18 protein-coding genes are annotated in these 23148 nt (G+C 49.9%); 10 read left to right on the top strand and 8 right to left on the bottom strand.

Annotated features, from left to right (window positions below):
* The first annotated feature begins 36 nt into the window (after positions 1-36).
* From BM202_RS03815 to BM202_RS03790, 6 genes are all read left to right on the top strand, one after another.
* Positions 37-2046, top strand: coding sequence for an FAD-dependent oxidoreductase (locus BM202_RS03815; RefSeq protein WP_093823112.1), 2010 nt, complete (start codon positions 37-39; stop codon positions 2044-2046).
* Positions 2047-2213: 167 nt separating this feature from the next.
* Positions 2214-2549, top strand: a complete 336-nt coding sequence (locus BM202_RS03810) for a DUF6660 family protein (protein WP_093823111.1) — start codon at positions 2214-2216, stop codon at positions 2547-2549.
* Between the two features lie 97 nt (positions 2550-2646).
* Complete coding sequence (locus BM202_RS03805) at positions 2647-7152, top strand: CusA/CzcA family heavy metal efflux RND transporter (protein WP_093823110.1); 4506 nt, start codon at positions 2647-2649, stop codon at positions 7150-7152.
* Positions 7153-7175: 23 nt separating this feature from the next.
* Complete coding sequence (locus tag BM202_RS03800; protein WP_245776509.1) at positions 7176-8339, top strand: efflux RND transporter periplasmic adaptor subunit; 1164 nt, start codon at positions 7176-7178, stop codon at positions 8337-8339.
* Positions 8340-8357: 18 nt separating this feature from the next.
* On the top strand, positions 8358-8984 hold the full coding sequence (locus BM202_RS03795) for a hypothetical protein (RefSeq protein WP_093823108.1): 627 nt from the start codon (positions 8358-8360) through the stop codon (positions 8982-8984).
* Between the two features lie 7 nt (positions 8985-8991).
* The gene (locus BM202_RS03790) at positions 8992-10986 is read left to right on the top strand and encodes a heavy metal translocating P-type ATPase (protein WP_093823107.1); all 1995 of its coding nucleotides are present in this window, start codon (positions 8992-8994) and stop codon (positions 10984-10986) included.
* 29 nt (positions 10987-11015) lie between these two features.
* Here the strand turns inward: BM202_RS03790 and BM202_RS03785 are convergent, their stop codons facing one another.
* Both BM202_RS03785 and BM202_RS03780 read right to left on the bottom strand, forming a co-directional pair.
* Positions 11016-11837: a DUF5694 domain-containing protein gene (locus BM202_RS03785; RefSeq protein ID WP_093823106.1), complete on the bottom strand. Its 822-nt coding sequence runs from the start codon at positions 11835-11837 to the stop codon at positions 11016-11018.
* Between the two features lie 32 nt (positions 11838-11869).
* Positions 11870-12268 carry a VOC family protein gene (locus BM202_RS03780; protein WP_093823105.1) on the bottom strand — a complete coding sequence of 133 codons (399 nt, stop codon included), beginning with the start codon at positions 12266-12268 and terminating at the stop codon, positions 11870-11872.
* A gap of 125 nt (positions 12269-12393) precedes the next feature.
* Here BM202_RS03780 and BM202_RS03775 point away from each other — a divergent pair, with 125 nt between their 5' ends.
* Both BM202_RS03775 and BM202_RS03770 read left to right on the top strand, forming a co-directional pair.
* Positions 12394-13713: an aminotransferase class V-fold PLP-dependent enzyme gene (locus tag BM202_RS03775; protein ID WP_093823104.1), complete on the top strand. Its 1320-nt coding sequence runs from the start codon at positions 12394-12396 to the stop codon at positions 13711-13713.
* Positions 13714-13799: 86 nt separating this feature from the next.
* Positions 13800-14780, top strand: coding sequence for a Gfo/Idh/MocA family protein (locus BM202_RS03770; RefSeq protein WP_093823103.1), 981 nt, complete (start codon positions 13800-13802; stop codon positions 14778-14780).
* A gap of 215 nt (positions 14781-14995) precedes the next feature.
* On the opposite strand, the gene BM202_RS03765 is transcribed toward BM202_RS03770, so the two are convergent.
* The 3 genes from BM202_RS03765 to BM202_RS03755 all read right to left on the bottom strand — a co-directional run bounded on the left by BM202_RS03765 (position 14996) and on the right by BM202_RS03755 (position 17642).
* Positions 14996-15529, bottom strand: a complete 534-nt coding sequence (locus BM202_RS03765; protein ID WP_177236496.1) for a GNAT family N-acetyltransferase — start codon at positions 15527-15529, stop codon at positions 14996-14998.
* Between the two features lie 220 nt (positions 15530-15749).
* A complete protein-coding gene (locus BM202_RS03760) occupies positions 15750-16604 on the bottom strand; it encodes an Rpn family recombination-promoting nuclease/putative transposase (RefSeq protein WP_093823102.1) in 855 nt (284 codons plus the stop codon).
* Between the two features lie 69 nt (positions 16605-16673).
* The gene (locus BM202_RS03755; protein WP_093823101.1) at positions 16674-17642 is read right to left on the bottom strand and encodes a DUF4062 domain-containing protein; all 969 of its coding nucleotides are present in this window, start codon (positions 17640-17642) and stop codon (positions 16674-16676) included.
* A gap of 696 nt (positions 17643-18338) precedes the next feature.
* On the opposite strand from BM202_RS03755, the gene BM202_RS03750 reads away from it, so the two are divergent.
* Positions 18339-18674 carry a PadR family transcriptional regulator gene (locus BM202_RS03750; RefSeq protein ID WP_093823100.1) on the top strand — a complete coding sequence of 112 codons (336 nt, stop codon included), beginning with the start codon at positions 18339-18341 and terminating at the stop codon, positions 18672-18674.
* On the top strand, positions 18671-21328 hold the full coding sequence (locus BM202_RS03745) for an ABC transporter permease (protein WP_218160506.1): 2658 nt from the start codon (positions 18671-18673) through the stop codon (positions 21326-21328). The genes BM202_RS03750 and BM202_RS03745 overlap by 4 nt, the downstream gene beginning before the upstream one ends.
* Here the strand turns inward: BM202_RS03745 and BM202_RS38095 are convergent, their stop codons facing one another.
* From BM202_RS38095 to BM202_RS03735, 3 genes are all read right to left on the bottom strand, one after another.
* Positions 21329-21625 carry a DUF6169 family protein gene (locus tag BM202_RS38095; protein ID WP_262507660.1) on the bottom strand — a complete coding sequence of 99 codons (297 nt, stop codon included), beginning with the start codon at positions 21623-21625 and terminating at the stop codon, positions 21329-21331. It lies immediately after the preceding gene.
* A 196-nt stretch (positions 21626-21821) separates the two neighbouring features.
* On the bottom strand, positions 21822-22037 hold the full coding sequence (locus BM202_RS03740) for a hypothetical protein (protein WP_093823099.1): 216 nt from the start codon (positions 22035-22037) through the stop codon (positions 21822-21824).
* A gap of 34 nt (positions 22038-22071) precedes the next feature.
* Positions 22072-23145 carry a hypothetical protein gene (locus tag BM202_RS03735; protein WP_093823098.1) on the bottom strand — a complete coding sequence of 358 codons (1074 nt, stop codon included), beginning with the start codon at positions 23143-23145 and terminating at the stop codon, positions 22072-22074.
* Positions 23146-23148: the final 3 nt, after the last annotated feature.

Raw genomic sequence — 23148 nt, 5'->3', positions numbered from 1 at the left:
CCGCCGGGCTTTAACCCGGCGGTAAAATCAATCAGTATGAAAAAATTACTTATTCTTTTCGCTAGCCTTCCCTTTTTCAGTACACTTACCATTGCCCAATCGTCTCCGACAACGGTTGATATCTGCATTTACGGGGGTTCATCGGCGGGTGTCATTGCGGCTTATACCGCGAAGAAAATGGGGAAATCCGTCATTCTGATTGAACCTGGTCGTCATCTGGGTGGATTAACGACGGGCGGCCTGGGTTACACCGATATTGGCAATAAATACGCGATTTCTGGAATTGCCCGCGACTATTACCGCCAGATCGGGAAACACTACGGAAAGTTTGAACAGTGGATTTTTGAACCTCACGTTGCCGAAGACCTTTTCCAGCAATACGTCAAACGGGCCGACGTCAACGTCCTTTATTCGTATCGACTCGCATCAGTGGCGAAACAGAATGGCGTTATTCAGCGCATTACGGTGGAGCCATCGTCGGGAGCCAGCAAAACGCTACGTACCATCAACGCCAAAGTTTTTCTGGACTGCACCTACGAAGGCGATCTAATGGCTAAAGCGGGCGTGAAGTATACAGTTGGGCGCGAAGACAACAAGACGTATAACGAAACCTACAACGGTTTTCAACTGCTCGACAAACACCAGTTTGCTGACGGCGTTGATCCGTATAAAACGCCCGGCAAACCCGAAAGCGGGCTGTTATGGGGCATCAGTACAGCACCCGTGCTGGCTACTGGCACGGGAAGTAAGCTGGTGCAGGCCTATAATTTCAGAATTTGCCTGAGTAGCGATCCCGCCAACATGATTCCCATTACAAAGCCCGAAGGCTATGATTCCACCCGATATGAACTGTTGCTACGGGCCATCGACAAGAATCCCAAACTGGCGTTCAACACCATCCTGAAACCCGACCGGATGCCGAACCAGAAAACGGACATCAATAACAACGGGCCGTTTTCAACCGATATGATTGGCGACAACCAGGACTTCCCGGAAGGCAGCTACGAACGCAGGGCTAAGATTCAGCGGGCGCACGAGCTGTATAATAAGGGTCTGCTGTATTTTATCGGGCACGATCCCCGGATGCGGAAAGACATTCAAACGGAGATGCTCAAGTTTGGGTATCCGAAAGATGAATATACCGATTCGGGTAACTGGTCGACTCAGATGTACGTGCGCGAAGCCCGGCGCATGATTGGCAACTACGTGATGACGCAGGCCAACTGCCAGGGCCGCGAGGTGGTGACGGACGGTGTAGGCATGGCGGCCTACACCATGGATTCGCACAATTGCCAGCGGCTCGTGGTGGAGAAAAACGGCCAGCGAATGGTCAAGAATGAAGGTGACGTACAGATTGGAGGCTTTCCACCTTACCCCATTTCGTACCGCTGCCTGATTCCCAAGGCCGAGGAATGCAAAAACCTGTTAGTGCCCGTTTGTCTTTCGGCGAGTCACATTGCGTATGGTTCCATTCGGATGGAGCCGGTCTTTATGGTGCTGGCCCAATCATCGGCGATTGCGGCCAGTATGGCCATTGACGGAAAAACATCTGTGCAGGCCATCGATGTTAAGAAGTTACAAAGCGTGCTCAAAACTAACCCACTAGCCGACGGCAGTACACCCGAAATACTGGTGGACAATGACGACCCCACCCAGGTTACCCGTGCGAGTAACTGGACCCGTGACAACAATCCAAAAGGGGCGTATGGTCCTAGTTATTTTACTACGTTGGCCTCTGGCGGAGATGTTAAAACGATACGGTTCAGGCCTGCCGTGACCAAAGCCGCTACGTATCAGGTGTATATCTATTTCCCGAAAATTGCGGGTGCTTCGAGCAAAACGAATCTGTTGGTATCGGCGGGTAGTCAGACGAAAGACATAACGATTCGGGAATCCGACATTCGGGTTGAGGGCCAAACATCAGGCGAGTGGGTATTGCTGGGAACCTATAAACTGTCGCCGGGTGAGAAAAACTACGTTGACGTTACGACCAAAGATGCGGATGGCATCGTAGTAGCCGATGCCGTACTGTTCGTGCCGAACTAGAGAATTAATCCTATGTTGATATAACTTTCGCGTCTTACCCCCGACCGTCCTTCAGAGGATCGAGGGTAAGACGCAAATCCCGCACTCACATTACTATAAAGGCCTTTTTGAGCACTGGGAGGATATTTGACTACCGGTTGCATATACGAAAGGTGTATATTTGACACATGAAATCCCCTGTGTGTCTGCTATTGGGCCTTTACCTGCTGATGCTGTCGATGCTTCCCTGCGCCGACCAGTGCGAGCCGGTACGCTTACCCGCGCAGGCAACAACGATTGCGGCTGATGGTCATCAGCACCCGATCAATTCAGCCACGGGTGATTCCTGTTCTCCTTTTTGCGTTTGCAGTTGCTGCGGGTTGCCCATCGATACACCCCCGCCTGTATTCAGCTTTCACTACGTTGACCAGCCGTCAGATTGGCAACGTGCTCTTTTTACGTTGATTGAATCTGATTTTCCTTCCCCCTCGCTGACCACCTGGCAGCCACCCCAAGTAAGCTAAGACTGGATACGTGCGTCTTAACGAACCTGTGCAACTATGTTGCGTATGGAATTTCGTTCGCGCGCTACTCATCTGTTCACCTTAGCTATTTGGTTCTATGCTGGATTCTATCATCCGCTTTTCCATTCACAATAAACTCATTATTGGGCTTTTCACGCTGGCCTTGATTGGCTGGGGCAGCTACTCATTTAGTCAACTCCCCATCGATGCTCTGCCCGACATTACCACCAATCAGGTGCAAATCATTACCCGATCGCCCGCGCTGGCTGCGCAGGAGGTTGAACGGTTGATCACGTTTCCTGTAGAACAGACGATGGCGACCATTCCCCAGGTTGTCGAAGTACGGTCTATCTCGCGTTTTGGCTTATCGGTGGTCACGATCGTATTTACTGAATCGACCGACCTATACTGGGCGCGTCAGCAAGTGAGCGAGCGCCTGACCGATGCCCGAACGGTGATTCCGGCGGGTACGGGCGAGCCGACACTAGGACCTGTCAGCACCGGCCTGGGTGAAATTTACCAGTACGTTATCTACGCCAAACCCGGCTTCGAAAAACGGTATTCGCCGATGGAACTGCGGTCGCTTCAGGACTGGGTGGTCCGTCGGCAATTGCTGGGTACGCCGGGTGTAGCGGATGTCAGCAGCTTTGGTGGATTTGTCAAACAATACGAAATCGCGATTGATCCCGACCGGCTTCGGGCGTATGGCTTGGGTATCAATGATTTGTTTACGGCTCTATCCCGTAACAACCAGAATACGGGGGGCGCTTACATTGATAAAAAACCTAATGCTTACTTTATCCGAACTGAAGGGTTGGTGGGTAATCTGGACGACATTGGACGCATCGTCGTCCGGCGAACGTCGGGTGGTGCTCCGGTGCTGATTCGGGACGTAGCAACCGTGCAATTTGGCTCGGCGGTTCGGTACGGCGCGTTGACTCGTAACGCCGAAGGCGAAGCCGTTGGTGCGCTGGTGCTCATGCTCAAAGGCGAAAATGCCAATCAGGTCATTAGTCGAGTAAAGGCACGTATGGAGCAGATTCGCCGGACACTGCCCGAAGGCGTCGACATTCATGCCTTTCTGGATCGATCGGAGCTGGTTAATCGCGCGATCGGTACGGTGACGAAAAACCTGATTGAAGGCGCGTTGATCGTTATTTTCGTCCTGATCCTGTTTCTGGGAAACCTCCGCGCCGGGCTGATTGTGGCGTCTGTTATTCCGCTGGCCATGCTCTTTGCGATCGGAATGATGAACGTCTTTGGCGTATCGGGCAACCTGATGAGTCTGGGGGCCATTGATTTCGGCCTTATTGTGGATGGTGCTGTCATTATCGTTGAAGCGACGTTGCATCACCTCGCGCTACGAAAGAGTGAAAGAGCGAATGAGCGAATGAGTGAAGTTGGACGACTAGGGCGGAGTGAAATTGATGCGCCAGCCACTCATTCGCTCTCCCGTTCTTTCACTCTTTCACAACAAGAAATGGACGAAGAGGTCTTTGTCTCGGCCAGCCGCATCCGAACGTCGGCTGCTTTTGGGGAAATCATTATCCTGATAGTTTACCTGCCTATTCTGGCGCTGATTGGTACCGAAGGGAAAATGTTTCGGCCTATGGCTGAGGTCGTTAGCTTCGCTATTCTGGGCGCTTTTCTTCTTTCGATAACCTACGTGCCGATGGCCTCCGCGCTATTTCTGAGCAAGCATGGAAATCATAAACAAACTTTGTCCGACCGATTGATGAAGGCCGCTCATCGATTTTACACACCCATCATTCGCTGGGCATTGCAGGCTAAAACTCTGGTTCTGCTGGTAGCCGCCGGGTTTTTAGCTGGTGCTATCTGGCTCTTTACTACGTTGGGTGGCGAGTTTATCCCAACATTGTCAGAAGGTGATTTCGCCGTCGAAACGCGTGTCCTGACCGGCTCGTCCATCTCCCAGACGGTGGAAAAAACCATCCAGGCATCGGGGATACTGAAACGCAAATTTCCTGAAGTAAAGGAAGTGATCGGGAAAATTGGGTCCGGCGAAATACCCACCGACCCCATGCCCATCGAAGCGGCTGACCTGATGATTATCCTCAAACCCCAATCCGAGTGGACATCTGCCGATACACAGGAAGAACTGGCTGATAAAATGGCGGAGGCTTTGAAAGCGATTCCGGGTGTTACGTTCGGATTTCAACAACCCATTCAAATGCGTTTCAATGAACTGGCCTCAGGCGTCAAACAGGACGTGGCCGTCAAGATTTTTGGCGAAGATCTGGATCAGCTCACGCAGTTGGCCGCCCGTATCAGCCGATTGGTCGGTAGCGTCAAAGGAGCAACGGACTTGTATGTCGAACAGGTAGAAGGCTTACCTCAGATTGTGGTAAAAGCTGATCGTGAGGCTCTTGCTCGCTACGGTCTGGCCGTCGATGATATCAACCATACCCTCAGTGCGGCCTTTGCGGGCGAGAGTGCGGGGCTGGTCTATGAAGGTGAACAACGCTATGATGTCGTCGTTCGTCTGGGCGATCAGAGCCGCCGAAGCATTGACGATGTGCGAAACCTGACAGTCGCCATCCCCGGTGGTACACCGGTTCCTCTAGGTCAACTCGCCAGCGTGGAGTTAAAACCGGGTCCCAACCAGATTCAGCGGGAAGATGCCAAACGGCGGCTGACGATCGGGTTCAACGTGCGGGGGCGTGATGTAGAACATGTGGTGAATGAGTTGTCGCAAAAAATTAATGAGAAAATCAAGTTTCCGATGGGGTACTACGTCGTTTATGGTGGGCAGTTTGAGAATTTGATCGAAGCCCGGGATCGATTGGCCGTTGCGGTGCCAGTTGCCTTAATCCTGATTTTTGTGCTCCTGTTCGTTACGTTCAATTCGGTGCGGCAGGCGCTCCTGATTTTTACGGCTATTCCGCTTTCGGCTATTGGGGGCGTGCTGGCGCTGTGGCTGCGCGACATGCCGTTTAGCATCTCGGCGGGTGTCGGGTTTATCGCCCTGTTTGGCGTGGCGGTGCTCAACGGTATTGTGCTAATCGCCGAATTCAACCGCATCCGACGGGAAGAAAACGAACCCGATCTGCACGAAGTTATTTTCCGGGGAACGTACATCCGGTTGCGGCCCGTGCTGATGACGGCGACCGTTGCGTCACTGGGTTTTCTGCCGATGGCCCTGTCTTCATCGGCGGGCGCTGAGGTGCAAAAGCCGCTGGCCACGGTCGTCATCGGTGGTTTGATCACGGCTACGTTGCTGACGCTGATCGTATTGCCGATTCTGTATTATCTGGAGGAAAAGACGTTTGGTAAAAAACAGGCACCTCCGATTCCTATCACACAAACGGCCAGTTGGTGGCCGTGGCTACTCGTTGGTACGTTGCTGGGATTGGGCCATTCTACCCAAGCGCAGGTTACGAATCAGCCAAATTCTGTACGACAAACGGCTTCATTCAATCTTTCACAAGCGCTCGATCAGGCGTATCAGGCCAACCCGACGCTACGCGTGTCAGCACTTGGGGTGGGCTATCAGCGGGCGTTGCGCGGTACGGCAGGCGATGTGGGGAAAACGGATATTTCCGTCTCGGCGGGACAATACAATAGCCAATATTTCGACGGCTCAATCACGGTGGGGCAGCGTTTGCCTGCGCCTGCCCTGGTACGGGGACTGCGGTCATTGGCCGATGCCCGCGTTGATGGAGCCGAAGCCGAAGGACGACTAAGCCGACAGGAACTGGCCTACCAGATAAAATCTACGTACTACGTGCTGACGTACCTCAAAACCTTACGGCGGACGCTGGTTACGCAGGATAGTCTGTTGACGGCGGTTGCGCGTGGCGCGGCTGTGCGCCGACGAACGGGCGAAGGAACCTTGCTGGAGCAAACGGCCGCCGAAACAGCCGCCCGGCAGGCTACTTTATTGCAGCAACAGAACGAAGCTGACCAACAGATACTACGTCGGCGACTGCAAACATTGCTGGGCCTTCCTGCTTTACCCGTAACCGGTGACTCGGTGCTGAGCGCTCGTTCGTTGCCGGTCGTTGATTCGGTGATGTTAGCTGCGAATCCGGAACTGGCTTTGTTACGGCAGCAGATCGAAATTGTTCGGCGCGAAACGGATGTGGAACGGGCCCGGCTCAAACCCGATTTTTTCGTCAGCCTGACCAACCAGTCGTTGCAGGGCGTGGAGCAGGTAAATGGAGCGGACCGCTTCTACGGTTTTGGCAACCGCTTTACGTATGGCCAGTTTGGGCTCTCCCTTCCTATCTTTTCTAAACCTTTACGGGCGAGGGTACAGGCCAGTGAGTTAGCCCAGCAACGAACCGAAGCCAGCCTGACAGCCCGTCAACGTAGTCTGGAAGGGGAACTGGCCGAGCGCCTGGAAGCCTACGCCAAAAACCAGCAAACGCTGGCCTATTACCAGACATCAGCTTTGCCCCAGGCGGTTCAGATTCGGACGCAGGTTGATAAGGCGTATCGAGCTGGCGAGATTGGCTACGTTGAGGTGCTACAAAATCTACGTACCGTGAGCGACATCCAGACGGGCTACCTGACGGCTCTCAACGAACTGAATCAAACCGTTATCACCATTGAACTGCTGTTAGGCATCACCCAACCATGACGCTTTCTAAACGACTCTTTCTAATGATACTTCTGCTGGCTAATCTGGGCGGCTGCAAAGAAACTGACAAACCGGCTGAAACAGGAAACCCGGAAACTTCGGGAGATTCTACCCAGAAGGAAGCCGAAGCGGGCACGGTTGAACTCACCGAAGCCCAATACCAGACGGCGGGTATTAAGTTGGGATCGATTGAATCCCGAACGCTGAGCAACCTTATCCGGGTCAATGGCATACTGAATGCACCCCCTCAGCAACAGGTATCGGTGGCAACGCATTATGGGGGTATTCTGGCTACGGCCAATCATTTAGCGGGTACGTCCGTGCGGAAGGGGCAGGTACTGGCCGTGCTGGAAAATCCCGAATTTATTCGCCTGCAACAGGAATATCTGGAAACGGAAAGTCAGTTGACGTTCCAGCAACAGGAGTACGACCGGCAGCGCGAACTAAGCCGCGAAAACGTGGGCGCGCTGAAAACGTTTCAGCAGGCTACGGCGCAACTGGGTCTTCTTAAAGCCCGCGCCGAAGGGCTTCGACAACAACTCGCTTTATTGGGTATTCCAATGGCTCGCTTACGGGCTGGCACAATCAGTCGCACGGTCGAAATTCGTTCTCCTATTGATGGCACCATCACCGAGTCAAATGTGAACCGGGGTCACTACGTTAACGCCAACGACGTACTTTTTGAACTGGTTGGTACCAGCGGTTTACTGGCTGAACTGACCGTGTTTGAGGGCGACATCGCGAAGGTTCAGATAGGACAACGGGTTCGAATATCGATTGTGGGCGAAACGCGGGAACGAATGGGACGTATCAAACTCATTAATCGCCAGACAGCTACGGACCGCACGGTTAAGGTGTATGCGTCGCTGGATGGTTCTGGTTTGTCGCGACCCGGTACCTTCCTCAAAGCGGCCATTGAAACAACCGCATCGCCTGAATCGGCCTTGCCCGAAGGCGCTATCGTGCAGGCCGGGAATCAATCGCAGGTATTCGTGTTTGACCAGAAGGTGACCCACGACGGTGCGACGCATTACCGGTTTCGGCCGGTGCCCGTGCGGGCGGGCATTGTTGAAAATGGCTATCGGGCCGTTACGTTGCCCGCCGATTTCAAACCCGACTGGAAAATCGTAATCGCCGGTGCCTATGACCTGCTGTCGGTCATGAATAATGTGGAGGAAGAAGAATAAATAAACGTTGGCGAGAGTATGCTCTGGAATCTGCTCATTGGAAGTGTTTTATTAGGCGTTGTTCACGCGGCCATTCCCAACCACTGGTTGCCGGTAGTTCTCATCGGACGGGCCGAAGGCTGGTCGGAGCGGGAAACGCTGGGTGTGGTGGCGTTGAGCGGATTTTTTCATACACTGAGTACGGTATTGATCGGCGTGCTCATTGGGGCTATCGGCCTGGAAATCTCATCCCGACTGGAAGACCAGACCCGGCTCATTGCGTCGGTGCTGCTGGTTTTTATGGGGTTAATTTATTTCGCCATGCACAACGCCAGCGCCCCTCATGAACATATTCCTAAAGGTTTGGATCGTCCCGGCCGCTCGAAACGAGCCATTGTAACGACCTTATCGGTCGCCATGCTGTTTTCGCCCTGTCTGGAAATCGAGACCTTTTTCTTTACAGCCGGTACGCTCGGATGGCCTGCCATCATTACTCTGTCAATCGCTTACACGCTGGTTACCATCGCCAGCATGGTTGCCTTAACGGCTGTGTCTTTCAAGGGCTTAGCGCATTTGAACTGGCACTGGCTCGACCATCACGAGAAACGGATCACGGGTGGTATTCTGATCGTTCTCGGCATTCTTACTTTTTTTATTGAACTCTGATATTCCTATGGCGCATACGCACGACGATGATCACGACCACGACCACGACGATGTGGAATTGATCGAAGAAGGAACTACCCCAGTAGCGGAGGCATCCCCTAAAAAGGGGCCAGAACAAACCTGGACGACCTATTTGCCCGCTCTGCTTAGTTTGGCCGGGCTCCTGATCGGCATTCTCCTTGATAACCTGAAACCGGCCTGGTTCAATGGGCCGCTGCGACTGGGCTGGTACTTGACCACCTATTTACCTGTCGGCTGGCCGGTTTTGCGCCGGGCATGGAGCCGCATTTTACAACGCGACGTATTTACCGAATTTTTCTTGATGGGCGTGGCCACAGTGGGTGCGTTTGGCATTGGTGAATACCCCGAAGGTGTCGCCGTGATGCTGTTTTATACCATTGGCGAATTGTTTCAGGATGCGGCCGTCCTGCGGGCACGCCGATCCGTGAAAGCATTGCTGGACGTGCGACCCGATCAGGTGACAGTGCTGCGAAATGGACAAGCGACTGTCGTTAAAGCCGCTGCCGTGGCAATCGGTGACGTAGTGCAGGTGAAAGCAGGGGAGAAGGTGGGCCTTGATGGCACCATGCGCTCCGACAGTGGCTCGTTCGATACGGCTGCGCTAACGGGTGAATCCGTCCCGCGAACCATCCGAAAAGGAGAATCGGTGCTGGCGGGAATGATCAATCGGCAGTCGTTGGTGGATATGGACGTAACGGCTGTTTACGCCGACTCCAAGCTGTCCCGCATTCTGAAAATGGTGCAGGAGGCTACGGGTCGTAAAGCCCAGACGCAGGAGTTTATTGCCAGATTCGCTAAAATCTACACGCCGATTATCTGCGCATTAGCCCTTCTGATTACGGTATTGCCCTACTTTTTTGTGGCCGATTATCAGTTCAGTCAGTGGCTCTACCGGGGGTTGGTCTTTCTGGTAATTGGTTGCCCCTGCGCGTTGGTCGTCTCCATTCCGTTAGGGTATTTTGGCGGGATTGGTGCGGCTTCACGACACGGTATTCTGGTCAAAGGCTCGGTTTTTCTGGACATTATGACGCAGGTTAAAACCGTCGTGATGGACAAAACCGGTACGTTGACCAAAGGTGTTTTCAGCGTAACCGATGTCCACACGGAGGGTATGGATAAAGATGAACTTGCCCGCCTGACGGCGGCTCTGGAAAGTAAATCGACTCACCCGGTTGCTACGGCGGTGCTGGCGTATGCACCTAAAGACTACGTATCACTCACGGTCGAAGGCGTCGAAGAGATTCCTGGTCAGGGGCTGAAAGGCACGGTGAGCGGGAAACAGGTGCTAGCCGGAAACGCTAAATTGCTGCAACAGTTCGGGGTTACGTTTGATGAGAAACTAACCCAGATTCCGTATACCGTCGTGCTGGTAGCTATCGATGGAAAATTTGCAGGTCACTTCGTCATTGCAGATCAGATCAAAGACGATGCTAAGGACGCCGTTCGGCAACTGCATGAACTGGGCTTGAAAACGGTGATGCTGTCCGGCGATAAATCGGCGGTGGTAAAAGCCGTAGGGGATGCGTTAGGCATTGACACGGCCATCGGCGATCTGTTGCCTGAAGATAAGGTCAAACAAGTCGAAGCCCTGAAAGCGGAGTTGGCCAACACACCCAAAGCAAAATTAGCTTTTGTCGGCGATGGCGTGAATGACGCGCCGGTAGTTGCCCTGGCTGATGCGGGTATCGCGATGGGGGGCTTGGGTTCTGATGCGACCATCGAAACCGCTGATATTGTGATCCAGAACGACGAACCCTCACGCATTGCCACGGCCATTCGGATTGGCCGGGCCACCCGGCGCATTGTCTGGCAGAACATTACGCTGGCATTCGTGGTCAAAGCCATTGTGCTGATTTTGGGCGCTGGCGGGCTGGCTACGATGTGGGAAGCCGTTTTCGCGGACGTGGGCGTAGCGATGCTGGCCATTCTGAATGCGGTGCGCGTTCAAAACCTGAAATTTGATAAATCCTCAGGAAACTGAATGAACCAGTGGCTTCTTGAAGAGCATACTCATTTCAGTACGTCCGCTACCTCGATTACGTCAAAAAACGGGTGCATCTGGAAATAATGCCGCAACGGAAGCATGTGCGCCGACCCAAACAGTACAATGTGTAACTTATCGGTTGGCTCGGCCTGTCGCAAAATGTTGGTGAAAATCTTGGCGTTTCGCTCATACCAGCTCGTGATAAACTCAACACCCGTATAGTCGTTATCATACCCGCCTGCGGGCGCATAGACGAAATAATCCGCTCGGTTTCCGGCGTCATACTCTGCCGAATTGATATAGGTGTAGAAGTCGCGGAGTGTTGAGTTGGCCAGCTTCTGGGTCTTTTTTGGGTACGGATACGGCAGACTCAGTAATTTGTAGGTGGCCATTTTACGTAGCGCCACCGAATCCTTACTGGTGCGCTGGTCGAAGGCTTCCAGTTTGTCATAAGGAAGCGGCTGCTGATGATCGACACAAAACACCCGCGGCAGACCCGCTTTACGCGCTGTTCGGAGACCCACCTGAAAAATCTCGTTGCGTACGACATTGGTGTCGAGTGTGCCCTGACGATATTGGCTGTACAAACTATCCCAGTGCGCCTGCTGACCGGGTTCGTTCTCGACAAAAATTTTATCGGGCTTCAGGCGTGCCAACTGGTTTGTTAGCTGCTGAAGTTCCTGCTGTCGTTTCGCCGAAAATAAGTCATCAAACGACGTTTTTCCCTTGTCCTGTGTTTCGCCAAAATGAAAGGTTCCAAGCAGCAAAATCCTGATTTTAGGCGTCGGCTGCGCGTAAACCGACGTAGTGATAAGGAACGCGACCAGATAATTAAGAATTTGCTTCACGAATGAGTTGATAAAGAGGGTTTTGATACGTACTAGCTAGCCGTTTTAGGTTCAATAAAGTCCCACAGGTTGCCATATAAATCTTCAAAAACAGCTACTGTGCCGTAAGGTTGCTCAACTGGTGGGCGCACAAAGTTTATATTGTTAGCCACCATATTGGGATAATCACGCCAGAGATCATCCGTAAACAGGAACAGGAAAACGCGCCCGCCGGTCTGGTTGCCCACACGGCTTCGCTGCTCATCGCCATCGGCTTTGGCGAGCAATAACGAGAAGCCGTCGCTACCGGCAGGCGCAACTAAAACCCAGCGCTTTGATTCACTGAGGATTGTGTCTTCGACTAGTGTAAAATTGAGTTTCCCGGTGTAAAAGTTGATGGCTTCGTCGTAGTCATCGACGACCAGAGCCATATGGGCGATACGTTGTTTCATTCCGCTAAGAAAGTGATTTTAACTTTATCTATGGCGAAACGTACTGGTTACCCGTGTTTTGTTTGCTATCGCGTCAAAAATGCATATTTTTACCCTACCTCGTTCATCCTCACGTATATACAGCCATGTCGACTCGCAGAACCTTCTTTCGCCAAACCGCAGCCGCAGCCACCGGTGCCCTCACACTCCCACAGTTTTTGCCCGAAACGTTTGCCCGGCCCGTTGCTTTTGCCGATGCCGGACTGAAGTCGGTTACTCAGTGGGCGCAGGACGAAGATTTCTGGTCGTGGGTGAAATCGGAATATACGGTATCGCCAACGTTGCTGAATCTCAACAACGGCGGGGTTTGTCCGCAGCCGAAAGTGGTGCAGGATGCGCACATCCGGTTTTACCAGTACTGCAACGAAGCACCGTCGTATTATATGTGGCGAATTCTGGATCAGGGTCGCGAATCGCTACGCGAAAAGCTGGCTGATTTAGGCGGCTGTTCTGCCGAGGAAATCGCTATCAACCGGAATGCCACCGAAGGGCTAAACACCGTCATTTTCGGCCTGAATCTCAAACCAGGTGATGAGGTCGTACTGACCAAACAGGATTACCCGAACATGCTGAACGCCTGGAAACAGCGGGAAAAACGCGACGGTATCAAACTGGTCTATTTAAATCTGGATCTACCCAGCGAAAACGAAGACTCGCTTGTCGATCAATACGTTAAGGCGTTTACGGCCAAAACAAAAGTGGTACACGTAACGCACATGATCAACTGGATCGGGCAGGTGATGCCCGTTCGAAAAATTGCGGATGAAGCCCATAAACGCGGCATTGAAGTGATTGCCGATGGGGCGCACTCGTTCGCCCTATTCGATTTCAAAATCCCCGATCTCGGCGCTGATTATTACGCGACCAGCCTGCACAAGTGGCTTTGTGCGCCTTTTGGTAGTGGCATGCTCTACATCAGGCAAAATAAGATACGTAACGTATGGGCGTTGCTGTCGAACAACGAACCCGATGGTCCCGATATTCGTAAGTTTGAGAGTCTGGGCACCCGTTCCTTTGCGTCTGAAATGGCGATCGGTACCGCCGTTGATTTTCATAATAGCATTGGAACGGCCCGAAAGTTTGCTCGGGCGCATTACCTCAAAAATTACTGGATGGAGAAGGTCAAGGATTTGCCCGGCGTAAAAATTCATACGTCTCTCAAACCCGAGTTTGCCGGAGCTGTTGCGTTGTTTTCCATCGATGGCATGAAGACCAGCGAGGTGGATGGCCTGTTGCTAAACAAGTACAAAATCCATACAACGGGCATTGACTGGGAAAATATTCACGGAGTACGGGTGACGCCCCACGTTTATCATTCGCCAAAAGACCTCGACCGGCTGGTGGCTGCCATCACAGCTATATCCGAAAAACAGGCCGTAGCAGGCAAGCAGAAGAAAGCCGAGTAAGGTAGAGATCGTTTTTTGGTAGAAAATCCTCGGTTTATCCTTCTTGCGTAACAGGCTAAAGAGCTTGCTATTACGTACTAAACAGCATGGATCAAATAAACTGGGGTATCATTGGTTGCGGAGACGTAACGGAAGTGAAAAGTGGACAGGCGTTTAACAAAGTGCCGCATTCAAGTTTAGTAGCGGTGATGCGGAGGGATGCCGAAAAAGCCGCCGATTATGCCAAACGCCATAACGTACCGGCTTGGTACGACGATGCCGATGCCCTGATTAACGACCCCAATGTCAACGCGATATACGTAGCGACACCCCCCGGTAGTCATGCCGATTATGCCATTCGGGCTATGCGGGCCGGAAAGCCGGTCTATGTAGAAAAGCCGATGGCGCGGAATACCGCCGAATGCGAAGCCATGAGTCAGGTGAGCCGGGAAACGGGCATGCCGCTGTTTGTCGCGTTTTACCGCCGGGCGCTTCCCTATTTTTTGAAGATAAAGGAACTGATCGACACGAACGTCATTGGCGATATTCGCTACGTTCGGATTCAGCTGAACTGGCAACCAGCGGCCCGAGAACTGGGGGAGGGGCCAGAGCCGAACTGGCGGGTTTCTCCGGATATTTCAGGGGGCGGGCTTTTTCACGATTTAGCCTCTCACCAGTTCGATTTTCTGGAATACGTACTAGGCCCCATCAAAGCGGCCAATGGAATTTCCAGAAATCAGGCTGGTTTGTATGAGGCCGACGATATTGCCATGGCAAATTTTGAATTCCAGTCTGGCGTATTGGGGATAGGAAGCTGGTGCTTTACTGTAAATAAAGAGCAACGGCTTGAGCAAACTGAGTTTGTTGGCTCCAAAGGGAAACTGTCGTTTTCGTTCTTCGAAAAATACTTCATCCGGGTCGAAACAGAAACGGGCGTGGCGAATTACGACATTCCCTTTCCGGAGCACGTACAACAGCCCCTGATCGAGTTGATTGTGAAAGATTTGCGGGGTGAAGGGAATAGTCCCAGCACGGGCGAAACCGGCGCCCGAGCCAATGAATTAATTGACTGGATAACCGGCTCGTAGCCAATACAATGGATTGGAACACGGACGCTAAAAAACGCCTAAGTCCTAGAGGGGCTGATGGTCTTGCAAACTACCCAAAACAACAAACGTAGCAGCCCCTTGGTACATTGGGCTGCACAATATCCTCGTGGGCGTGGGTTTGTCGACGGCAGTCTGAAATGCCTGGATAGCGAACAAATCGATTGGTTGTTGTTACCAAATTGTACTATGTACGTTTATTCGAAAAATTCTCCAGGATATGTAACCATACCTGTGACGCCTGATAAACCGCTTTCAGTTAGAGCAATAATCATGCAGTTTGCTTCAGCAACTTTAATGGGTATACTGATAGTATAGTTACTGGTAAGTTCATACCCGAATTTGGGATAGTATTTTGCGTGACCCAGAACAACAATATATGTATATCCGAGATCTTTAGCTATTGAATGGCTTTGCCTTATTAACGCACTGCCAATGCCTTGATTTTGATAGGCTGGCTTTATCGATACTGGAGCTAAAGCAAGGCCTTCATAAGATTGATCTTGGTTTTGGATATGTATTTTAGTCAGTAAAATATGACCTACAATATTTCCATGATCATCTTCGGCAACCAGTGATAATTCAAGTATAAACGAACTTGACTTCCTTAATCTTTCTACCATAAACTGTTCTCTCTTATTACTATAGCCTACGTCTTTGTAAGCGTCTATAATAACATTAGCAATGGCAGTATGGTCAGATTCAGTTTCCTGCCTAACGTTAATTATCATCTATTTCAACTGTGAGAAAATAAGCAAAATTTGTTCTGTAGGTGCTCCTGACAGCTATTTGCCACGGAGACGTTAGTTTGCCACTTTTTATTACTGTTGTTTGTGTCACCCAACACCTTGAAGTGTGATGGAGACCGTAGAAAGCCATTTACACACATGGCCAGTTGAGCTGTCAACGTTAACTTTGGGGCGTGCTGCCTGTCGCTGGCGACCTGTCTTATTACTTTTTGAAAAGCCCTCGCTGAATTTCAAGTACGAAATCAACGCTAACACCACTGTCTTCGGCTATTTCTTCGATGGTGAGTTTGCCACGCTTTAATAATTTCGCAACAGTCTCGGTTTTTATCGACATCTCAGCTTCTTGAATTTTTTGCTTCTCAGCCTTGACCGCTTCAGCGTTGGCCGCTGTCACACGCGCAAAATACGCTCGCTCTTCTGGAGTCATCTTCCGTGTGTCCAACTCGTCAATGGCTCGCTTGAGCCACTCCTCGTTCCAGAAGGCCGGATATTGTGTGGGTTCGGTTGTATGAAGCGTCTTCATGGTATAAACCAGTTTGTCTAAATCACTCTCTATTTCAGCTACTTGCTTGTTAAACTTAGCTAATTCTACGGTAATAAACGTCATTTGAGTGTCAATGATTTTACCCTCCTCACTTCTCAGATTGGCAACGGTGTGAAAATGGGTCATTGGCAAAATGTTCTTGGCTAAAATAGCAATGGCGTAGATTTTGGGCAAATTGGCGTAATCAAACTCACCCCGTTCGACTATAGTGTTGAACTTGTGCAGGGCGTAGAACTTCATTCGTTGCACAAAATGTGGCGCCAAACCTAATTGCATTTCGAAGATGAATTGACTGCCGTTTTCGTCGGTGCAGGCCAAATCGAAAATACCGCTTCGGCTATCAATGGTCAGAGCCTCGAACGAATTCTTATCGAAATGAACTTCGCGGATGGGTGTATCCGATTTGATCAGTGCCTGCAAGGCTGTACGAAGGAACAAACTGTCAGCTTCGTTGCCAAAAGTGGCCTTGAAGCCGTAATCGGAAATTATGGGAATGTAAACACCTGTCTCCATGTAGCAAAGTTACCCGAAACCTCGAAAATGATTTATCAGATGTGGCTTGACTACCTATATACGCTGTTGTTAATCTGAATCTCCGTTTGGATTAGGTATTTCTCCAATTATTCTGAAAGAACTTTCAGGTAAACCAACTGCCTCCACAACTAACCGAGTTAATCTTTGAAAGCTATCAGGGCTTTGGTGAGTACCAAGATACAATTTCGTTAATGGAATTTTATGAGGGCGGCTGACCTTAGATTCATCGAATGTGAAAAACGTCGCCCGGTTATTGTTTAAATTCAAAAGCACATCAGGGTCTTTAATCCGCTTTTGTTCAGCAAACATTCCTAACACTTTTGTTAGCATGTCTCGCCAGTGCTCAACAGTATGTACGTTACCTTGTAGTTCAAATTGTTTCAAAGTACGTTTTGACTTTGATTGCTTAACACCGTCTTTGCGTAGGTTAGTTATCTCCTTTTTTAAATCAGCATTTTCTTGGGTAAGGGCAGATATTTGGCTTATTAGTGGCTTTACATCAACTACCTCGCTACCTCTTACCCATCCTTCTAAATTGTAACGACTATCAATTTCAATCATTGACTGAAAGATAGCCAATTTGATTCCATCCAGGCTATCAAAAAATTTGACGATTTTAGAGAGCACCAGTTTCTTAAATTTCTTATACTTATCAACATTATCTTGCTCAAACACTGATCTGCCAACTTGAGCTATTTTGGTATCAAGAAAAGCATCTGACATTACGACAGCAAAAACTGGCTTTTTCTTTTCGAGCGCGTATCTATATTCGACTTCTGTGTAAGCCAGCTTAGTCTTCGGGTCTAGAGAACCATATCTACCACCTAAAAGAAGCATATAAACATCAGAAGCGTCTATCCATCTTTCTATTGTGTCAAGTTGCGTTTCACTACCAGCGGCAAACAATTCCATACCTGCTGGTATATGACCAGCTTGCAGAATAGTTTCAACACAAGCTTGACGCTCTTCTAATAAATCACTGTATGTAGATGATATAAAGACTTGTAGTTTCTTCATGTTTGAAATCGGTCCCGACTAACCCTAAATGTAAGTATGAAAGCCGAATATGTAGGCTAGGTTAGCTTAAGATTACGTTTTATCGCCGGAAACTAGCCTAACGAGTGTCAAACCAAACCAACGAGAGCGTTCACTTTGTCAATCGGAACCCGACCAACGAACCTAAAGCTTACGTGTTGAGACGTGCGGCCTGTCGCTGGAGACCCGCCTTATGAACCCATCCTAGCCGGTTCACCCAACACATTATTGTACGCGGTTCTACAGAACTATATTTTGCTGTTTGTCAGTCACTTTTAGTTCCGCGGACCTTTCAACTCAGTTATGTTGGCTAAGACGTAAAGGAATGGAATAGCGGTAAAACTTCCAAATGTCGATTCAGCGAAATGCATAAACGGTATATAGAATTGTTGCTATAATGGACTTGGGACGTCGACGCCTATCCTGATTATTTCTTCGATGAGAATGATCGCTTCAATCGTCAGGGATAAGCGACCATCAAGTTCTTTTTCACACCCAGCGCATCAACGTCCATAATGGCACTTAATACGATTATAGCTGACGTTTGTAGGGCGTAAGGGGTTGCGGCTCTACATTGTCAGCACAAAAAATATTTTACATACAAATACAGAATTAATAAAATCAATTTTACATACATTTGATGAAATAATAGGCTTTGACCACTAATTGAACTAGCCCATGAAGGGGAGTAATCTGGGGGAATTTGAAGAACTGGTACTGCTAACGATTGCCGCGTTGGTTAACGACGCCTATAGCGTGGCCGTTTGCGATGAACTGGAAAAACACACGGGACGAGCCGCGAAACTGGGAGTTGTGCATGCTGTCCTGAATCGGCTGGAAGAGAAAGGGCTGGTGAAAAGCAGAATGGGTGAGTCAACCAGCGCGCGCGGAGGCAAACGCAAACGCTATTACGAGGTGACGCACACTGGTAAGGTCGCCCTGACCAAAGCCAGGGAGGTACGCGAATCGCTCTGGAATATTATTCCCGGTTTTAATCTGGAAGGCTCGATATGAAACGATTTGACAGCCAGAACGATCGGTCAGAAGCTGAATCGCCAAAACCACCCCGTTGGGCGCAGCGTCTGATCCGTTGGTATTGTCGGCCCGATCTGCTCGAAGACTTGCAGGGCGATCTGAATGAATACTTTGCCCGCAACCTGAAAGCCAAAGGGGCTGGCCGCGCCCGATTGATTTACTGCCTCGATGCCCTGAAATTTTTCAGGCCGTATACCGTTCGCAAACCCGATTTCCTCAACCTCTTCATTCACTGGATCATGCTTGGCAGCTACCTCAAAACCTCCCGGCGCAGCCTGGTGCGCAACAAATTATTTTCCTTTATCAATATCTTCGGGCTGGCTGTGAGTATGTCGGTGGGCTTGCTCGTTATTGCCCTGACCACGGATTTATGTTCGTATGATGATTTTCAGGTAAAAAAAGATCGGACGTACCGTGTCATCACGACGTATCAGGATCGGGATCAACCCATTATGAACTTTGCTTCTACATCCGTTAAGGTTGGCAAGAAGATTCGCGAAACGGTTGCGGGCGTGGAAGACGTAACGATTCTTAGCAATGGCTTTTCAGGCGATGCACACGTAGGGGAGAAGGTAATTCCTCTCGAAGCGCTGTGGGCGGATCATTCCTTTTTTAGGGTATTTACATTCCCCTTGCTGAAGGGTGATCCGTCTACTGCCCTGAGAGAACCTTATTCATTGGTATTGACGGAAAAAACAGCCCAAAAGCTATTTGGAAAGGCTGATCCATTAGGCAAATTCGTGCGGTTTGATACGTTGAACTACGTAGTGACCGGCGTAGCAAAAGATGTTCCTAAACTCTCGCACATGCGTTTTGAGGCATTGATCTCGTTTGCTACTACTGAAGCGAAACAGCCAAGAACAGATTCCAAGGTTTATAGTTGGGACAATATCTGGCAGAACTACGTATACATCGTTCTACCCTCAACTAGTGATCCAGCATCTGTACAGGCCACACTGAATAAACTGAGTAGACAGGAAAATGCAGCCATAAAGAACAAAAAAATTACGGTAGCCCTGCAACCGCTAAAAGAAGCCGCCTTGGGACGGAAACTTGAAAATGCAATTGGGCCAACCATCATGCCCATTGTCGTGTGGATTCTGGGTGGTCTGGCCTTTATTATTATACTCTCCGCCTGTTTCAACTACACCAATCTTTCCATTGCCCGCTCACTCCGACGCTCGCGCGAGGTAGGTATTCGCAAAATTAATGGCGCTCTGAAAAGCCACGTACTAGGGCAGTTTATGGCCGAATCCGTGATTATCGCCCTGCTGGCGCTGGTCTTTTCATTTGGTTTGTTTCTGTTCCTGCGCACGCAATTCCTGGCACTCGACTCACATATCAGTGATCTGGTTTCGCTAGACCTTTCCCCTAAAATTAGTCTCTATTTTGTCGTGATGGCGATAGCCGTTGGTTTGGTCGCCGGCTTTTTTCCTGCGCTGTTTTTCTCCCGCATCAACGCCCTTCAGGTGATCAAAGACGTATCGACGATGAAAGTATTCCGGCATGTCAGCATGCGCAAAGCGTTGATTGTCATTCAGTATACCATCTCGTTGATTTTCATTGCTACCACCTTAATTGGGTATAACCAATACCGGGGGTTTCTCTCATTCGATTTGGGCTTCACGACCGAGAATATTCTGAATATTCGCTTGCAGCAGAATAAAGGAAATCTGATAAAGAAAGAGTTGGCCGAAATTCCGGAAGTACGTGAAATTGCCCAATCGATGATGATCACCAGTCTGGGGAGCATTCATGGAACCAGCATGAAATACATGAACCCGGACGACTCAACGATGGTCTGGTTGAACTTTGTTGATGAGCATTATTTGCCCGTACATAACCATAAACTGGTCGCCGGGAAAAATTTTACCTTACGACCGAAGAAGGGTGAAGAACGCGAAGTTATTGTGAATGAACAGGTGCTGAAACGGTTCAATATTGCGAATAAAGACCCGCAAAAAGCCCTTGGTAAAATGATAACCGTGGACGGAAAGAAACTGGCAATCGTGGGCGTACTGAAAGATTTCCATTATGGAACGATGGACAAAAAGATTGAACCCGTCATGTTCCGCTACTCGTCCGACGAACCCTGGGGGTATCTGAATGTCAGGATTTCATCCACCGACCTGCCCGCCACGATGGCAAGTATTGACAACGCCTGGCGCCGTATTGACAGGATTCACCCACTGGATGCCAAGTTCTACGATGATCAGATTGAGCTGGCTTATAGCCAATTTGTGGTCATGGTGAAAGTGATTGGCTTCATTGCTTTCCTGTCCATCTGTATTGCTTCCCTGGGTTTGTTTGGCATGGTGGTATTCACGACCGAAACCAGACTGAAAGAGATCAGCATCCGCAAAGTGCTGGGAGCCAGTGAGAGTGGACTGATCTACCTGTTAAGCAAAGGATTTCTAAGCATGCTCCTGATCGCTACGTTCGTTGCCCTTCCGGTTACGTATTTCTTTTTCGACCAGGTCGTTCTAACTAACTTTGCTTACCATCAGCCCATTGGCCTGAGTGAACTCCTGGCCGGTGTTATGATCGTGATGTTCCTGGCCTTTCTCCTGATTGGTTCACAGACGCTAAAAGCCGCCCGGAAAAACCCTGCTAACGTATTGAAAAGCGAATGATTACTTTGGGTCGTTATACCCATTGGCAATGCGCTGAAACTCGGTAATGATGTCGTGAATGTGCGGATTCCAGAGACTTGTGATGAGCGTTATGTAATAGGACTGTCCGTCAATTAGATCGTGAATCATGTAATCGAAGCGGACCATTGTTCCTGGGTTGTAGGTCTGAAACCAACTGGCAAATTTGCGCTCCCGTGACTTTTGCCGCCCATCGGAGGAGTCGCAGATGTAAATGGTAATTGCCAGACTTTTGCGTGTATAAAAATCACGGATAATAGCAGCAAGAGTAGCTGGAATTACAAGGTCGAGCGAAGAGGATTTACCCGTTGGATTATCGACTAAGTCGATTACTAATTCGTAGACCTCATTATGAAAAACCTACTCCTCACTAATGATGTATGGAGTGGGTTTAAATCGGACCAGATATGCTATACCAGTTGATGTTGTAAATGCGTAAATGTTATCATTACCGCCTTCGAAACGAAAAGGATAACTAGTTGGTAGTGGATTGGTTGGTTCCATTCAGTTTCCTGAGTTCGGCGATAGTTTGCTGTAAATGAGGGTCATTCTTATAGCGTTCGGTAGCGGTTTTGCGCTCCTCTTCTTTTTTAATGACCATCCGCTTGACACCTTTGAGGAAACGTTCGTACGCTTCCCGATCTTTGGTTGTTGACTGTTTCGTTTCTATCGTTGTCGTGATTAATATCATCCGAGATACAATTTTTAATCAGAAAAGTTGACTGTTACGTGCTGCTACGTGTGGTAAACGATCTATCCCAGAGTCCAATAGCGCCCAGCCATCCTAAAGCCAGCCACGCGCCAACGGGTAAACCGAACATAATGGCTAGCAAGCCAATAATGAAGCCAGCAAACACGCCCGTTAACCAGCGATCCGGTACGATGTCGCGACCGTATGCAAGGCTGTGCATCAACATCAGCCATCCCCAACCGGTCAGCCAGAGCCAGATGACGTAATCGAGTCGGACTTCAGGTGGGCAGTTACGTAGCAGAATCAGCAATTCGGGGAGCCAGATCAGGCCGTAGATGAGCGCGTATCGGCCAAAACGCTGTAACCAGGATAACGGCAAGTTCTGTAGGAAAAGCAAATACTGCCGCTCAAATGCGCTGATTTGCCCGCCCACCTGTGCGTGCCCCAATATGGCGAGCAGTAGCCCAATTAGTAACAATCGCTGGTCGTAATCATCGGTAGGGTAGAGCCGACAAACGCCCGCTAGCAGTAGGCCCGAAAACGCTTTCGTCAGCACGAGCGAGAGCGGTTCGTGCCGGAGCCAGTACGTCGGAAAAAAGAATTCGTATGGTAATTTGAACGTAAAGTTTGGTAAGCGATACGTATCGGGGCTAGGATGGCGCAGGCGATAATCGTTCAGTGCAGCACCTGCCAGAATCAAACTCACAACGTAGGCAATAATGGCGCTCAGTGAATCCCATTTCTGGTAGGTCGTCGCTATCTGAACCATCCAGCCTGCATAGGCCATGACGGGAAACAGTAGGGCCGTTTGCACCACCAGCCACAGCGCAAAGCGTGTTACGTTCGGCACGAGCCAGAAGGATTGCAGAAACAAATGCTCAGGAGTGCTTAACGCCTGCCGGACGAATGAAATGGTTTTTAATAAATACAGACCCCACAAGACAAACACGATGACTAGAAGAAACGGAGAGCCAAGAGCCGCCGTAATCAGCGCTTTGTGTTCGCGACCACTCAGGAAACCAAACGCCAGCAATAGGATAACCAGAAACGTACCGGCATTTTTGGCGTAGAACGGACCAACGAAAATACGGTTTAGGAATGGCAGCATTGG

The sequence above is a fragment of the Spirosoma endophyticum genome, assembly GCF_900112365.1.
GTDB lineage: Bacteria > Bacteroidota > Bacteroidia > Cytophagales > Spirosomataceae > Spirosoma > Spirosoma endophyticum.
The sequence above is the reverse complement of the archived record's forward strand: the minus strand, read 5'-3'. Positions and strand labels throughout refer to the sequence as shown.

Coding starts and splice junctions, on each gene's coding strand:
- BM202_RS03815 (WP_093823112.1), top strand. CDS start 37: ATGAAAAAATTACTTATTCTTTTCGCTAGCCTTCCCTTTTTCAGTACA.
- BM202_RS03810 (WP_093823111.1), top strand. CDS start 2,214: ATGAAATCCCCTGTGTGTCTGCTATTGGGCCTTTACCTGCTGATGCTG.
- BM202_RS03805 (WP_093823110.1), top strand. CDS start 2,647: ATGCTGGATTCTATCATCCGCTTTTCCATTCACAATAAACTCATTATT.
- BM202_RS03800 (WP_245776509.1), top strand. CDS start 7,176: ATGATACTTCTGCTGGCTAATCTGGGCGGCTGCAAAGAAACTGACAAA.
- BM202_RS03795 (WP_093823108.1), top strand. CDS start 8,358: ATGCTCTGGAATCTGCTCATTGGAAGTGTTTTATTAGGCGTTGTTCAC.
- BM202_RS03790 (WP_093823107.1), top strand. CDS start 8,992: ATGGCGCATACGCACGACGATGATCACGACCACGACCACGACGATGTG.
- BM202_RS03780 (WP_093823105.1), bottom strand. CDS start 12,268: ATGAAACAACGTATCGCCCATATGGCTCTGGTCGTCGATGACTACGAC.
- BM202_RS03775 (WP_093823104.1), top strand. CDS start 12,394: ATGTCGACTCGCAGAACCTTCTTTCGCCAAACCGCAGCCGCAGCCACC.
- BM202_RS03770 (WP_093823103.1), top strand. CDS start 13,800: ATGGATCAAATAAACTGGGGTATCATTGGTTGCGGAGACGTAACGGAA.
- BM202_RS03765 (WP_177236496.1), bottom strand. CDS start 15,529: ATGATAATTAACGTTAGGCAGGAAACTGAATCTGACCATACTGCCATT.
- BM202_RS03760 (WP_093823102.1), bottom strand. CDS start 16,604: ATGGAGACAGGTGTTTACATTCCCATAATTTCCGATTACGGCTTCAAG.
- BM202_RS03755 (WP_093823101.1), bottom strand. CDS start 17,642: ATGAAGAAACTACAAGTCTTTATATCATCTACATACAGTGATTTATTA.
- BM202_RS03750 (WP_093823100.1), top strand. CDS start 18,339: ATGAAGGGGAGTAATCTGGGGGAATTTGAAGAACTGGTACTGCTAACG.
- BM202_RS03745 (WP_218160506.1), top strand. CDS start 18,671: ATGAAACGATTTGACAGCCAGAACGATCGGTCAGAAGCTGAATCGCCA.
- BM202_RS03740 (WP_093823099.1), bottom strand. CDS start 22,037: ATGATATTAATCACGACAACGATAGAAACGAAACAGTCAACAACCAAA.
- BM202_RS03735 (WP_093823098.1), bottom strand. CDS start 23,145: ATGCTGCCATTCCTAAACCGTATTTTCGTTGGTCCGTTCTACGCCAAA.